Source organism: Bacillus cereus group sp. BceL220 (genome assembly GCF_051776965.1).
Classification (GTDB): domain Bacteria; phylum Bacillota; class Bacilli; order Bacillales; family Bacillaceae_G; genus Bacillus_A; species Bacillus_A cereus.
Map to the genome: position 1 here is coordinate 47,114 of NZ_JBPWBC010000017.1, position 14,947 is coordinate 62,060.

Here is a 14,947-nt window from a genome sequence, read left to right on the forward strand (position 1 = left end):
TCCCTTAAAATGAGCGATGTTTTCAGTTTATCAAAAATACAGAATTTTTAAAAGTTTTAAAAACTGTAACTAACAAAAAGAAAGACACTCTTAGCGAGTGTCTTTTAGCGCTTATTTCATTTGTTGCTTGTTCATTGCGCTCATCATTTGATTGATTTTCTTTTGGGAAGGTTTTTGTCCCATTTGCATCATCATCATTTTTAACATTTGTTCGTTAATTGGTGGATTTTTTTGTAAGTAATTCATCATGTATTTGCGGGCAATGAAAAATCCTAACGCCACGCCTGCTACTAGTGCTACTACGCCCACTAGAATACCTAACCAAATTGGCATATATTTTCCTCCTTCATGTTGTCTACCTTACAGTGTACTAAAACCTTTTCAATAAGACAAGATACAATTCGACATTTTTTACACATATGTTCGTACTTGTTTTAGAGGATTCAGCCATCCGTACTTTGTATTTTCATAATCCATAGCTAAAAATGTTAATTCACACTTTCTTAACACCTCAAAGAAAGTCGTTTCCATAGAGACATTTCCAGAGGTATTCATACGAATATAGTGCGGTTTCACCATTATTTCACCGTACTCCGCTCCCGTATAAAGTGTATGTGTATGATGTGTTCTATCATATTTACCAAGAACGCGCAAAGCTTGTTCTAATTTATGATGAATTTTCATTACTTGCAATGGTTTTGTTATATACATCATTTGTTTATATAACACTTTTTTCTCCGAAAGGGACCCAGATTCTGAAAATCGAGCAAATAAATCAAAAAACAAATATTCACGACCAAAATAAGATTTCGCAATATCCTCTTGAATTAAATACAATTCATACGTTTTCATTTTTCCCCTCCCAATCTGGACAACCTTTTCTCTTCATTATATATAAGAAAATTTGCAATGATTGTCTGACTGCGGAGAGATAAAAAACTTTTTCTGTCGAAAAAACTCATTTACATAGAAAAATCTCTCCATGCCGGAGAGATTTTTCTGAAATCATTAAAGCATTTCTTTTACTTTACGAACAACGTTCTCTACAGTAAATCCATACTCTTCCATAATCTTCTCACCAGGAGCAGAAGCACCGAATGTATCGATACCTAACACATCTCCTTCAAGACCTACGTAACGGTGCCATCCGAATGTAGCACCCATTTCGATTGCGAAACGTTTTGTTACTGCTTTTGGTAATACAGATTCTTTGTACTCTGCAGTTTGAGCTTCAAAACGATCCATAGATGGCATGCTGACAACAGCTGCGTCAACACCGTCTGCTGCTAATGCTTTTTGAGCTTCAACAGCTAGGCTTACTTCAGATCCAGTTGCAAGTAAGATAACATCAGCCGTTTCTTTCTTGCTTGCAGAAACTACATATGCACCTTTTGCTACTTTTTCATACGTATCATCTTTTGCACCTTCTAATGTTGGAAGGTCTTGACGAGTTAATACTAAAGCAGTTGGTTTGTTTGTAGATTCTAAAGCCAGTCTCCAAGCTGCAACAGATTCGTTACCATCAGCTGGACGGATAACAGAAACGTTCGGCATTGCACGAAGCGCTGCTAATTGCTCGACTGGTTCATGTGTTGGACCATCTTCACCAACAGCGATACTGTCATGTGTGAATACATACGTTACTGGCAATTGCATTAATGCTGCAAGGCGAATTGCTGGACGTAAGTAATCAGAGAATACGAAGAACGTACCACCGTAAGTTTTTAAACCGCCATGTAATGCAATACCGTTCATTGCTGCACCCATTGCGAACTCACGTACACCGTACCAAATGTTTTTACCGCTGTAATCATCTCTTGTAAAGTCTTTTTCGTTATTCATGTATGTTTTGTTAGAACCAGCAAGGTCAGCAGATCCACCGAAGAATGATGGTACAGACTCTGCAATTGCATTAATTACAGCACCAGAAGAATTACGAGTTGCTGCTTTTGATCCTAATTCATAAGTTGGTAAGTTTTGCTCCCAACCTTCTGGAAGTTGACCGTTCATTGCTGCTTGGAATTCGTTTGCTAATTCTGGGTATGCTTGTGCATATTCACCTAACATAGTGTTCCACTCTGCTTGCGTAGTTTCACCAACATCTTGTACTGTTTTACGGAAGTTGTCGTATACCTCTTCTGCTACGTGGAAATCTTGCTCAGCAGTCCAAGCATATGCTTCTTTCGTTAATTTTGTTTCTTCTACACCAAGTGGAGAACCATGTGAAGCTGATTTTCCTGATTTGTTTGGAGAACCGAAACCAATTGTCGTTCTTACTTCAATTAGCGTTGGGCGTTTTTCGTCAGCTTTCGCTTCTTCAATTGCTTTCGCGATTGCTTCAATATCGTTTCCATCCTCAACACGGATTACTTGCCATCCGTATGCTTTGTAACGATCTTCTACACTTTCAGAGAATGAACGATTTAAATCGCCATCTAATGAAATATCGTTTGAATCATAAAGCACAACAAGGCGACCTAATTGTAAATGAGCAGCTAATGAAGATGCTTCAGCAGAAACGCCTTCCATTAAATCTCCATCACCACAAATAGCGTATGTATAATGATCTACTACATTATACGCATCACGGTTATATTTAGCAGCTAAATGTCTTTCAGCCATTGCCATACCTACAGCAGTTGCAATACCTTGTCCAAGTGGACCAGTCGTTGCATCTACACCAGCTGTATGACCGTACTCAGGATGTCCTGGAGTTTTGCTTCCCCATTGACGGAAGTTCTTTAAGTCATCCATTGTTACATCATAACCAGATAGGTGAAGTAGGCTGTATAATAACATTGAACCATGACCTGCAGATAATACGAAACGATCACGGTTAAACCACGTTGGGTTATTTGGATTGTGTTTCATAAATTGAGTCCATAATGTATAAGCCATTGGTGCTGCACCCATTGGCATTCCTGGGTGACCAGAGTTTGCTTTTTCAATCGCATCGATGGATAATGTGCGAATCGTGTTGATAGAAAGTTGTTCGATTGAATGTGACATGCTATTCTTCCCTTCGCTTATATTAGTAAACGTTTTATACATTTATATGATAGCTTCCCACGCAAGATTATACAACATGTATCGACAAATATGTTGATATTTTTTTGATTTTTTATAAAAAAATCAATGTTTCCGGGAATGTATGGGCATTCAATATGACATACTTTTTCATTATTTTTATTTTAAAAAGAAAGAGAATTATCTGTATATTTATACAAATTTCTTCTATTCTTACTTTTTTAAATACGTTTTTAAAAACATAAAAAAGCATCTAACTTCGATGCTTTTCAAATAAGTTAAACAATCCGTTTCCGAATCGAACTTGAAATCAAATCAATTATAATTACCATTAAAATAATACCTAATAAAATAATCCCAACACGAGACCAATTCCGTGAACTCAGCGCAAAAATTAAAGGTGTACCAATCCCTCCCGCTCCAATAACCCCTAAAATCGCAGCGGATCGTACATTAATTTCAAATCTGTATAACGTATACGATAGAAAATCTGGTAACACTTGTGGTAACACTGCATACCAAAGTATTTGAAAACGGTTTGCTCCTGTTGCTAGCAACGCTTCCGTCGGTCCTTTATCTATGTTTTCAATTCCTTCTGAATATAGTTTCCCTAACATTCCAATAGAATGTAATCCTAAAGCTAATACTCCTGCAAAAGAGCCTGGACCAACAGCTTTTATAAATAAAAGAGCCATAACTAATTCAGGAAACGTACGAACAAAACTAAGTACAAATTTCCCAGATCCTGAAGTTAATTTTCCACTACTCATATTCGTTGCCGCCCAAAAGGCAAACGGAACAGATAAAAATGCAGAAATAAATGTACCTAATATCGCAATTGCCAACGTATCAATTAATCCATGTAATAAATCTTCACCATCTGGCAAAGATACATACGACCAGTCTGGATTTAATATCCCTGTCATAATTGCTTTCGTGATTTCACCTGCTGTGTCCTTTATCCCTTCTAATGGTACTCCTGAAAAGGCCCATACATATACAACTGTAAGTGCTATTAAAATAATCCAGCGATATATACTCGGTTTCTTCGGTTTTGGCACAATCATCGTCGTTCTATTCATTATAGTTTCTCCCGCAACAATGTACTAATGTAGTCAATTAACAAAACAACAATAAGGGTATAGATAATTATAGAAGCAGTTTGTTGATATTGTAAAAATCCAAGTGTACGATCATAATATAGTCCAATACCACCTGCTCCTACTAAACCTAGGACAGCCGCTGCACGTACATTCACCTCAAATGTATATAGTACATAGGAAACAAAGTGTGCTTTTACTTGTGGAATGACTCCATAAACAATCCATTGTACCTTAGTAGCCCCTACAGCTGTCATCGCTTCTAGTGGGCCAGGGTCAATTGATTCAATTGATTCATACAACAATTTCGCTACAAGTCCAATTGAAAAAAAAGTAAGAGCCAAAATACCTGGAAGTGGCCCAATTCCAAAAATCGCTACGAAAATAGCCGCCAATAATAAATCTGGTATTGTTCGTATAAAATTTAAAATCATTCGAGCTAGACTGTATAAAAATGTGTTAGTAAACACATTACTTGCTGCAAACAATGCAAGTGGAATAGCTAAAATCGCTCCTAAGGTCGTCCCAATAATCGCCATACGTATTGTATCTAACATCGCTGTTGTAATTACTTGAAAATAACTCCAATCAGGTGGCACCATTTCTTTCAATAGATCTACCATATTTGGAAAACCGTCCACCAGTTTTGAAAATGATGCATCTACTTGTACACTACTACTCCACAGCATTAAAATAACTAAAATAAACGTTAACATATGTTTCAATTTACTCGGCGGCTTCGGTATTTCATTTGAATATATCGTCACGTCATTCATTTTACTGCCACCTCTAATAATTCGCTTTTCTGAGCAACGTCCCCATAAATTTCAGCAAATTTTTCATCCGTTGCTTCTTCTACTAAACCGTCAAAAACAATTTCTCCTGCATGTAATCCGATAATGCGTGTCGCATATTGTCTAGCCAAATCAATAGAATGTAAATTTACAATTGTCGTGATTCCAAAATCTTCATTAATTTTTTTCAAATCATTTAGCACTTGCTTTGTCGTAAGTGGATCTAACGATGCAACAGGCTCATCTGCCAATATGATTTTTGCTTCTTGCGCCAATGCTCTAGCTATCGATACACGTTGCTGTTGTCCTCCTGATAATTCATCAGCACGCGCATATGCTTTTTCTAAAATATTCACTCTTTTTAATGCTTGAAATGCGAGCTCCACATCTTCTTTCGGAAACAAACCTAACGTTGTACGTAATGTGGAATGATATCCAACACGACCAGCTAATACATTTTTTAATACTGTTGATCGCTTTACAAGGTTAAAACTTTGGAAGATCATACCGATATCCCGGCGCATACGCCTTAATCCTTTTCCTTTCGCAGAAGTAATAGACTCACCTTCAATAATAATTTCTCCTTCGGTAATCTCATGAAGACGATTTACGGATCTGAGAAGTGTAGATTTTCCAGCTCCGGATAATCCGACCATTACAATAAACTCACCTTTTTGAATCTTTAAATTTATATTATTCAATCCCTTTGTGCCATTCGGATACATTTTGGAAACATTTCGAAACTCTATCACACATCTTACCTACTTTCAATGTATTATCAATAACTAAAAAACGGCAAACTAACTGAAATCTCACACCTTCCAGCTAGCCGCCATTTCACTATGTATTATTGCGTCTTCACTGTCTTTCCATATTCACGAACAATATCAAATTTACTATCATCAGATTTAATATATCCTTCATGAGAATATACTTCTTTAATGATTTTACGGCCTTCCTCATTTTTTCCAATTTCAATGAAAGCATCTTGTAATTTCTTGCTCCACTCTGCATCTAAATCCGAGCGTACAGAAATTGTATCGTTCGGAATTTTCTCAGTAAATTTCACTATTTTCGTTTGATCAAATATATTCGGATAATCCTTTTTTACAATATTACGAGCATCTTGGAATACAACAGCTGCATCTACATCACCATTTAAAAGAGCAATAAGTGACTGATCATGCCCTTTTAATGTAACAGGTTTCACATCCTTTAGCGGATCAATTCCCTCTTTTAATAGAACAGCTGCAGGCCATACATATCCTGCTGATGATGTTACATCTTGATAACCAATTTTTTTACCTTTTAAATCTTTTACACTATTTATATTAGAGTCTTTTTTAACAACAAACTCAGATTTATAATAATCTACTAAATCTTTTGTAGGAGCTCCTGTTTCATCCTCTACTCCAAAACGTTGTGCTTGCAAAATTACATTTGCAGCCTTCTTTTCATGTGCTAATACGTACGCTGTTGGCGGTAAAAATCCTACATCTACTTGTTTAGATGCCATCGCTTCTACAATTGTATTGTAGTTAGTTGAAATACTAACTTTTACCGGAATATTTAATTTATCGCTTAATAGCTTTTCCAATGGTTTTGCCTTTGCCTCTAACGTATCCGCATTTTGAGAAGGAACAAATTGAACATTTAAGGTCTTTGGTACATAACCTTTTTTCGTATCTTCATTTTTACTTGCACTGGACTCTTTCGTCCCGCAGCCACTTAATAATCCGGCCGCTAGTACAACTGTTGTACTCATTGCAAAAACTTTTTTCAACATATTAATGCCTCCATTTTTCTTGTTATAAAATAACCTTCCGTAAACATGAAGAAATATATCACATATTTTGATACACAATTGGTTATTTACAGAATCTTTACACATTCTATACATTCACATCAAAATTCACTTCACATATTTGATATGATTAATTGGAAGATAACAATAGAAAAGGTGAGTCATATTGGAACAAAATCAAACTGTAACTTTAAACATCTTATTAACAAGCGATATACATGGCACTGTTTATCCCATTCACTACCAAGATAACTCCCCAGCAGAACTTGGTTTAGCTAAAGTTTCTACTCTTATAAAAAAAGAACGTTCCCAAAATACAAACGTTCTTTTAATTGATAATGGCGACTTTATTCAAGGAACGCCATTTACTTATCATTACGTTACATACGAAAAAAACAAAAAAAATCCAATGTCCTTATTAGCGAATTACTTACAGTATGACGCTGCAATTATCGGCAATCATGAATTTAATTACGGGATGAATATATTAAATAATGCTGTGACTACTGCGAACTTCCCGTACCTATCAGCAAACATATTAGATAAAAACATAAACAAACCCTATTTCGGAAAACCTTATTTAATCAAACAGATTGAATCCAATATAAAAATCGCTATTTTAGGGGTAACAACACATTACATCCCAAATTGGGAACAGGCCCATCACATTAAAGATTTACTATTTGAAGATGCATTAAAGACTACAAAAAAATGGGTTTCTTATATTCGCGAACATGAGAAACCCGATTTATTAGTCGTAGCCTATCACGGTGGATTTGAAAGAGATTTACAAACCGGGGAACCTACTGAAGTGTTAACAGGTGAAAACCAAGGATATGCAATGTGCCATGAAATTGAAGGCATAGATCTTTTACTAACAGGTCATCAACACCGAGAAATTTCTCACACAATGGCTAACGGTGTAACAATTTTACAGACCGGATGCAATGGACACTCAGTCGGAAAAGTAAAAGTAACATTCGAAAAAACGAAACATAAATGGGTGAAAAAAGAGAGCTCTTCTGAATTATTATCTGTACAAGGAATTGAAGCGGACCAAGATGTACTTTCATTGGTAGCCGATTACGAAGAGAAAACACAAAAGTGGCTTGATCAACCTATTGGAATCATTCAGGGGGACATGCAAATTTCAGATGCTATGCAAACTCGTTTGCACGATCATCCTTTTATCGAATTCATAAATAAAATACAGATGGATATAGCTAAGGTATCAATTTCTTGTACAAGTATGTTCCATAATACATCTCCAGGTTTCCCGGAACATGTAACAATGCGTGACATCGTTTCTAATTATATTTATCCAAACACATTAAAAGTAATTAGAATAACTGGAGCTGATATAAAAGCCGCTCTTGAACTCTCTGCTTCTTATTTCACATTAAAAACAGATGGATCCATCATCGTAAGTCCTACCTACATAGAACCAAAACCACAACATTATAATTACGATATGTGGGAAGGGATTTCATATGTATTAAACATTTCAAAACCAATTGGTGAAAGAGTAGAATCTTTACAGCATAACAGTGCTCCTCTTAATATGAATGAAGAATATGAAGTTGTAATGAATAATTATCGTGCAAGTGGCGGGGGAAATTTCTTTATGTTTCAAAACAAACCGGTAGTAAAAGATATACCCACAGATATGTCTGAACTTATCGCTAATTATATATTGGAACATAAAACGATAGAAGCAACAGTTAATAACAACTGGAAAGTTATTAAATAACGATTTTTACAAATAAAAAAAGATGGGCTTCGCCCATCTTTTAATTTAATTTTGCATTATCTTGCTTTTTTAAAGCTTTTAATTTCGTCGGTGTAACATCTGTACCTTCTTCGTTAACAACTTTAATTCCTTTAAGTTCGTTTAACATATTTTGACGAAATCCTTTTAAATATTGTTCACGTAGCGATTGACGCTCACGTTGCTCTTCTTCAGTTAAACCTTCAGCTTTTGCTTTTTTCGCTAAGAAGTTAATGCGTTCAACGAGTTCGTGATTAATCATCTCGAATCCCCCTTCTAATCAAAACTGATTATTATCATACAATAGTTACTCTTCTTTATCAAGCAATTGCTTTGTATACTCTACATATCTACGATGTACAGTCGCCTTTGAAACATTATGACCAAATCCACGTAATGTTGCTGCAATTTCTTCAAACGTGAGTTCACTTTTTCGCAAACGTACAATTTCCTCAATTGGCACTTCTTTTTTCTCTCTTCCTACACTTAAATGACGATTTTTTAAATTATTTTCTGGACGATAACCTTTTTCTACTGCACGTTGCATACCTCGTTTAATTTTCAAATTATGAATCTTTCTTTGATATTCTTCAACAATACCAATAATATCTAATACCATCGAATCAGAATCCGACAATTGTAATTCACCATTATGTGTATGCGTATATACTTTTATGCCTTCTTTATGTAAACAATGCATTAATGCGATCTTCGCATTTCCTCTACCAAGGCGCGTTTCATCTTGTATAAGTAACACATCAATTTGTTCGTCTCGAATTGTATCCAACACCTCTAATATACCGTCACGTTCAATTGTATATCCACTAGCCTGCTCTTCAATCACCTTAGTAACATTCATTTGATAGCGCTCAGCTAAATGCAATAATTCATCTTTTTGCCGTAATAATGATGTTTCTTGCGCTTCTTTCGTTGTACTCACACGTGCATAAATAATTGCATTCATTTTGAACCCCTCTTTCTCCCTATTATTTCCCTATAGTGTAACATAAATCCGCCATTTGTTCGAACTTATGTTTGTAGAATGTTTTTTCACATGTTATACTTATTAATAAGAAAAATGAAAGAAAACGAGGTGTTAGAAAACATGGAAAAGTTAACGAAACGCCAGCAAGACATTCTCGACTTTATTAAGCTAAAAGTACAAGAAAAAGGATATCCACCTTCCGTACGTGAAATTGGGCAAGCAGTCGGCCTCGCTTCTAGTTCTACAGTGCACGGACATTTATCACGATTAGAAGAAAAAGGATACATTCGACGCGATCCAACAAAACCACGTGCCATTGAAATTTTAGGTGAAGACCGAATGGATACGGAAACACAATCTGTTATTCAAGTTCCAATTGTCGGAAAAGTTACTGCCGGTTTACCAATTACAGCGGTTGAAAGCGTAGAGGAACATTTCCCACTTCCAGCTAGTATTGTTGCTGGAGCAGACCAAGTGTTCATGTTACGTATTTCTGGAGATAGTATGATTGAAGCTGGTATTTTCGATGGAGATTTAGTTGTTGTTCGCCAACAACAGTCTGCATATAATGGTGAAATTGTAGTCGCTTTAACAGAAGATAACGAAGCAACTGTTAAACGTTTCTATAAAGAAAAAGACCATTTCCGTCTACAACCAGAAAACTCTTCATTAGAACCTATCATTTTAAAACAAGTGTCAGTTATCGGGAAAGTAATTGGCGTATATCGTGATTTACATTAAAAATAATAAAAAGAAGATAATTACCTTATTTATATACGGTAATTATCTTCTTTTTTTGTATTTTGATAGATTTCCATACATTCTATTTCTTATTAACGAGTTTCAATCGTCACATCTCCCGCAGCCGTTTTACCGCTAATCTTTTTACTACCATTGCCAATTGTTACGTTATTATTTTCTTCATTAAAAATTGTTACATCTCCGGCAGCACTTTGCCCAGTAATTACCGCATCTTGTGGTTTTTCCGATAAAGTAATATCTATATCTCCCGCAGTTGAACTTGCTTCTAGATTATACTTGGAATCATGATCTTGAATATTTATTTCCCCACTTGTTGTTTTTGCGGTCACTTTCCCTAATACCTTCTTAAAGTTCACCTCACCAGCTTTTGTCGATCCTTCCACATTCTTAGCCGTTACTTGTTTCAACTCTACTTCTCCAGCAAGTGTTCTAACACTTACGCTATCACTTTTCACATCACTCATTTCGATTTGTCCAGCAGATGAATTTACTTTTACATCTTGATAAGAGCGCTCAGGCACAAGGAGAGTCAATTTAGACGTTTGAAACCTAAAATTATAAAAAGAAAAATCAAATGAAGCACCTTTTTCTCTTTCCCCAATAATTTTTAATGTGTCACCATCTTCTGCAATACGAATCTCTTGTTTACGTACATCTCCTGATTGCTTTACATAAAAAGAAGAATCAGGAGATTTTTGGATAACAATATCTCCGGCATCTAACTTAACTTCTATATTTTTTAATGTTTCGTTTTTAATTACATCTTCTTTATCGCCTTTTTCAGCAGTTTGTACTGCTTTTTCATATGTTTGGGAAATTCCTATTACTCCAATAATGATACAAGCGATAGCGATTAAAAATAGTTTTTTCATCATTTACTCTCCTTTTATCATTTTGAAGTTCCATATTACATATCGTACACACAATCTCTTAAACCACTTTGTACTATAAAAAGCGATAATACATAACAATAAACCTACTCCAACAAACGTTATACTAACGAAAAGATCCAACCATATAAAAGTACCCATAAACACTTTTCCAATAACGAAAAATGGTGTTACTACACTAGCAATACCACCAATCCAAAAAGAAAATATAAAAGCAACAATTGCGACTAACGGGCCTAACACAATAATAAAATTAAACAAACTAAGTCCAATCGCTGCCATAACAGCTCTTGTCACATTTGAAGTCGATGGATTTTTTTTCATTTCATCGAAGCGATACATCGCAAGTAACTCTTTTGCGATTACTTTCGGAGAACCAAGGCCCTGAATTATTTCTGATTCAGTTTTCCCCTCTTCTAGTCCAAACTGAAAGTGCTCTTCATAATCCAATAAAATATCTTGCCTCTCTTCCTCTGGTAACTTTCTAAGATAACTTAATAATTCTTTAAGAAACCCTTCTTTACTCATCCCATTCCACCCCTTCAATAATTTCTTGTACCCCTTTCGCAAAATCACGCCATTCTGTTACTAACAAATGAAATTGCGTCTCCCCTTGCTCTGTTAATTGATAATATTTACGAGGTGGCCCTTCCGTAGATTCCTTTAAATACGTTTGAAAATACCCTTCTTTCGTCAAACGACGTAATAAAGGGTATACTGATCCTTCCGATATTAAAAATTTATTAGAGATTTGCTGAACAAGTTCATAACCGTAACTATCTTTACGTTTTACAAGTGCTAATACACAAAGTTCAAGCACACCTTTTTTAAACTGAACGTTCAAGTGCCATCCTCCTTCCCTATCTTAGTACTGTTCAATACACGGTACCTGATTTATCCATAATATACCACTTAGTATTATTTATTGCAAGGTACTAAGCTATATTTATTCCCTAAATTTAGAAAATGAACTAACGAAATTCTGAATAAGACTGTGTTATAACTAGGCATCATTCAAGGTTTCATTTCATTTACATTAGACTTCATTCACTCTTTCCTCTTGAAGAATCCACCACAACCTTATTCACTATAGCTAATGAGAAAAAGCCCCAATACTTATCGGTATTAGGGCTTTTTCTCATTAGCTATATATTAATCGCATTCCTATTTGAGAACCTGCATACGCGACAAATACTTTAATATCATATTTTATTTCTCATCCCCGTTTCCTAAGATTTTTTGCTTAACATCTGATAAATCCTTCGACAACGAACTAAATGCTTTCGCTTGTTCTTCAATGACCTGTTGATTTTTTTCAATAACTTTTTGATATTGTTCTTCGCGCTGTTCATTCTTTTTTTGCGTAGTAAACAGCATCCATACAAATAAAGCTGCGAATGCTCCTTGTTGAATCATTGAATTGAAGATTTGTTCTTCCATCGTTCTCATCTCCTTTTCAAAAATTAAAGAGAATCACACGAGTGATCCTACTCTCATATCCTTATCTCACATTAAAATGTTCTTCTTTTACCCATGTGTTTTGCCCAATATCGATATAACCATCTTTTCTTGCAAAAATCCCATAAGGCACAGACCCATCTACATTACCAGTCCATTCACCATTCGGCCCTTTATATGTGTTAATACCATAACCTGCTGGATATTTTGAATATGCATAGAACCACTGTACATCAAGATGTTCTTGCTTCGCCCATTGCTGCCATCCTAGGCACAGCATATTTTCATTACCACCATACCAAGCACCATCTAAAATTAAATATGGAGTCTTAGTATTAATTACTTCACCAGTGAACCAAGCATCTTTATTACCACTACTATATAAATTAATACCCCAACCCTCTGGATATTTAGATGTCGCAATTCCAAGGCCTTTTGGTTGTATCGGTTTATTATCGTTATTACCGTTGTTAAGTGCTTCATTTATCTTCTTAATAAATTGATCCAGCCTTCCTTCATCAAGCATACGATGTGGGCAATGCTTGCCACTCCAGGACTTATGTGTACGTACATTACTAATTGGAATATTGAAGTGTTTCATTAACTGAGCAATAACAATTGCTGCATTATCTTCTGCTTTGTAATATTTATCCCCACCACTTAAAGAGTAGCAAATTTCAACCCCGATAGATTTACGATTACCATTTCCGTTACCATCACCAGCATGCCAAGCATTACGATCGAATGGAATACCTTGTACTGCCTCTTTATCGTCTACTGCAACATGGAACGAAACTGAATTATTATTTCCAATCATATAAGATATTTCGTTTTCAGCTGATGCATCATTGTATGTATTATGCACTGTGATGAATTCCGGTGTCATTGTATTGGGACACTTTATACCATATTTACTTGAGTTAACTAATTTTTGTCTAATTTCCATTGCTGAACATCTCCTTTTTATTCTCTTGTTTTTTCACCTAAAATTTCTACTGTGTTACTAAGTACATCTGATGGCTTAATGCATATACAGCTAGCATTTTCTATAGGTGATTCATTGTTATCACTTTCTTTCAAAAAAAAAAAAAGAGCAACTATGTGTCCGTTGCTCTTGCTCTTCCATTAATTTCTCTCTACTCTTCGCCCACCGGTTTACAGAGATTAACCTCACCTCAAAAAATCATCATATAATGCTTTTTGTTTATCTAATTTAATATTCATGGATTTCGAGATACTACTTTACATCAAAATGTTCTTCTTTTACCCATGCATTATTTCCAATACCCAGGTAACCATCTTTTCGTCCTAAAAGTCTATACGGAACAGACCCATCTACAAAACCTGTATAATTTCCGTTAGGACCATCATACGTGTTAATACCGCCACCTGGTGGATATTTTGAATAAGCACTGAACCATTGCACATCGAAATGTTCCAGAGCAGCCCATGCCTCGTTTCCGAGACAAATCATAGGATTTTCAAACCATGCTGCATCTATAATAAGGTACGGTGTTTTATCATAAATTACTCTCGTAAAATGTCCACCTTGTGGTTGGCTATATAGATTAATACCCCCATTATTCGGATATTTATTTACAGCAATTCCAAGACCTACTGGTTGTATCGGTTTATCAGTATTGTTGCCACCTCCATCAAAATTCACATATTGCTTAACGATTTCAGAGTAGAAAAAATTCCCTCCATTTTTATATCGGTAACCACCATTGTATGCCACTGCGATAGGCTGATTATATCGAACCATAGCACCAGTTGTATTTCCAAGAGATGGTGCAACAACCGTTTTAGAATACAGATCTGCCACCGGTAATGAATGCTGTTTATTATTAGATGCTAACCAGCGAAGGTAAGCTCGTCCAAAATTATATGATTGAACAATGGCACTTAAATCTGTAATGCCATTTTTCTTCGCATCATCAAAAGCACCCTTTAAATGCTTCACTCCGTAATAAATTGAATCTTTCGGATTTTTAATCGTATTCATTGCCCATCCTTGTGATTCACTGGACTGCATAATATCAGGTGTCGTTTCAGAATTCCCTCCACTTTCTACCATAATAACTCCAAGCACGTAAGGAACTAACTCAGATACACCTTGTGCAGCACATTCACTTTCTACCATTGATTGCCAACGTAACACCTGTTGTGGCAAATTCTTTGTTTTGACTGAAGCAGCTAATAAACTCATCATTAAACATCTCCTTATTTTTCTATTATTTTCGCCTGCAAAACTACTACTTTACTAAATATAACTAGAAGCTAAAGACCCATTAATCCATCAAATCACTTCATGTTACTCACCTTCTTTCACAACAAAAAGAGCAACCATAAAAATAGT

Annotated in this window: 17 protein-coding genes; 2 read left to right on the forward strand and 15 right to left on the reverse strand. The window is 35.5% G+C overall.

Features of this window, described 5'->3' with window-relative positions; genetic code table 11:
• Nucleotides 1-111 precede the first annotated feature (111 nt).
• From ACS2FK_RS26715 to ACS2FK_RS26745, 7 genes are all read right to left on the reverse strand, one after another.
• Nucleotides 112-333 carry a YneF family protein gene (locus ACS2FK_RS26715; protein WP_001123317.1) on the reverse strand — a complete coding sequence of 74 codons (222 nt, stop codon included), beginning with the start codon at nucleotides 331-333 and terminating at the stop codon, nucleotides 112-114.
• A gap of 78 nt (nucleotides 334-411) precedes the next feature.
• Nucleotides 412-852, reverse strand: a complete 441-nt coding sequence (gene sirA / locus ACS2FK_RS26720; RefSeq protein WP_000860652.1) for a sporulation inhibitor of replication protein SirA — start codon at nucleotides 850-852, stop codon at nucleotides 412-414.
• A gap of 156 nt (nucleotides 853-1,008) precedes the next feature.
• Nucleotides 1,009-3,009, reverse strand: coding sequence for a transketolase (tkt, locus tag ACS2FK_RS26725; protein WP_016512442.1), 2,001 nt, complete (start codon nucleotides 3,007-3,009; stop codon nucleotides 1,009-1,011).
• A 296-nt stretch (nucleotides 3,010-3,305) separates the two neighbouring features.
• The gene (gene phnE / locus ACS2FK_RS26730; protein WP_001082388.1) at nucleotides 3,306-4,109 is read right to left on the reverse strand and encodes a phosphonate ABC transporter, permease protein PhnE; all 804 of its coding nucleotides are present in this window, start codon (nucleotides 4,107-4,109) and stop codon (nucleotides 3,306-3,308) included.
• Complete coding sequence (gene phnE / locus ACS2FK_RS26735; RefSeq protein ID WP_001000774.1) at nucleotides 4,109-4,903, reverse strand: phosphonate ABC transporter, permease protein PhnE; 795 nt, start codon at nucleotides 4,901-4,903, stop codon at nucleotides 4,109-4,111. The genes phnE (ACS2FK_RS26730) and phnE (ACS2FK_RS26735) overlap by 1 nt, the downstream gene beginning before the upstream one ends.
• Nucleotides 4,900-5,673 carry a phosphonate ABC transporter ATP-binding protein gene (gene phnC, locus ACS2FK_RS26740; protein ID WP_023522788.1) on the reverse strand — a complete coding sequence of 258 codons (774 nt, stop codon included), beginning with the start codon at nucleotides 5,671-5,673 and terminating at the stop codon, nucleotides 4,900-4,902. Before phnC ends, phnE (ACS2FK_RS26735) begins: the two co-directional genes overlap by 4 nt.
• A gap of 95 nt (nucleotides 5,674-5,768) precedes the next feature.
• Nucleotides 5,769-6,707 (reverse strand): phosphate/phosphite/phosphonate ABC transporter substrate-binding protein, encoded by a 939-nt coding sequence (locus tag ACS2FK_RS26745; protein ID WP_000915063.1) that lies wholly within the window; start codon nucleotides 6,705-6,707, stop codon nucleotides 5,769-5,771.
• Nucleotides 6,708-6,891: 184 nt separating this feature from the next.
• Here ACS2FK_RS26745 and ACS2FK_RS26750 point away from each other — a divergent pair, with 184 nt between their 5' ends.
• Nucleotides 6,892-8,475 carry a bifunctional metallophosphatase/5'-nucleotidase gene (locus tag ACS2FK_RS26750; RefSeq protein WP_063548389.1) on the forward strand — a complete coding sequence of 528 codons (1,584 nt, stop codon included), beginning with the start codon at nucleotides 6,892-6,894 and terminating at the stop codon, nucleotides 8,473-8,475.
• Nucleotides 8,476-8,515: 40 nt separating this feature from the next.
• Here ACS2FK_RS26750 and ACS2FK_RS26755 read toward each other — a convergent pair whose 3' ends face one another.
• Together ACS2FK_RS26755 and ACS2FK_RS26760 are read right to left on the reverse strand one after the other, a co-directional pair.
• A complete protein-coding gene (locus tag ACS2FK_RS26755; protein WP_000607015.1) occupies nucleotides 8,516-8,755 on the reverse strand; it encodes a DUF896 domain-containing protein in 240 nt (79 codons plus the stop codon).
• A gap of 45 nt (nucleotides 8,756-8,800) precedes the next feature.
• On the reverse strand, nucleotides 8,801-9,457 hold the full coding sequence (locus ACS2FK_RS26760) for a YneB family resolvase-like protein (protein WP_000991471.1): 657 nt from the start codon (nucleotides 9,455-9,457) through the stop codon (nucleotides 8,801-8,803).
• Between the two features lie 141 nt (nucleotides 9,458-9,598).
• On the opposite strand from ACS2FK_RS26760, the gene lexA reads away from it, so the two are divergent.
• Nucleotides 9,599-10,219, forward strand: coding sequence for a transcriptional repressor LexA (gene lexA / locus ACS2FK_RS26765; RefSeq protein ID WP_000413738.1), 621 nt, complete (start codon nucleotides 9,599-9,601; stop codon nucleotides 10,217-10,219).
• Nucleotides 10,220-10,311: 92 nt separating this feature from the next.
• Here lexA and ACS2FK_RS26770 read toward each other — a convergent pair whose 3' ends face one another.
• The 6 genes from ACS2FK_RS26770 to ACS2FK_RS26795 form a co-directional block, all read right to left on the reverse strand.
• Entirely contained in the window at nucleotides 10,312-11,115 is an 804-nt protein-coding gene (locus tag ACS2FK_RS26770; RefSeq protein ID WP_063548391.1) for a DUF4097 family beta strand repeat-containing protein, read from the reverse strand.
• The gene (locus ACS2FK_RS26775) at nucleotides 11,116-11,658 is read right to left on the reverse strand and encodes a DUF1700 domain-containing protein (RefSeq protein WP_023522791.1); all 543 of its coding nucleotides are present in this window, start codon (nucleotides 11,656-11,658) and stop codon (nucleotides 11,116-11,118) included.
• Nucleotides 11,651-11,974, reverse strand: coding sequence for a PadR family transcriptional regulator (locus ACS2FK_RS26780; protein ID WP_001102628.1), 324 nt, complete (start codon nucleotides 11,972-11,974; stop codon nucleotides 11,651-11,653). The genes ACS2FK_RS26775 and ACS2FK_RS26780 overlap by 8 nt, the downstream gene beginning before the upstream one ends.
• 365 nt (nucleotides 11,975-12,339) lie before the next feature.
• Nucleotides 12,340-12,570 (reverse strand): BhlA/UviB family holin-like peptide, encoded by a 231-nt coding sequence (locus ACS2FK_RS26785; RefSeq protein WP_000392443.1) that lies wholly within the window; start codon nucleotides 12,568-12,570, stop codon nucleotides 12,340-12,342.
• A gap of 61 nt (nucleotides 12,571-12,631) precedes the next feature.
• A complete protein-coding gene (locus ACS2FK_RS26790; protein ID WP_063548393.1) occupies nucleotides 12,632-13,534 on the reverse strand; it encodes a peptidoglycan recognition protein family protein in 903 nt (300 codons plus the stop codon).
• A gap of 291 nt (nucleotides 13,535-13,825) precedes the next feature.
• Complete coding sequence (locus ACS2FK_RS26795; RefSeq protein WP_063549356.1) at nucleotides 13,826-14,797, reverse strand: lysozyme family protein; 972 nt, start codon at nucleotides 14,795-14,797, stop codon at nucleotides 13,826-13,828.
• Nucleotides 14,798-14,947: the final 150 nt, after the last annotated feature.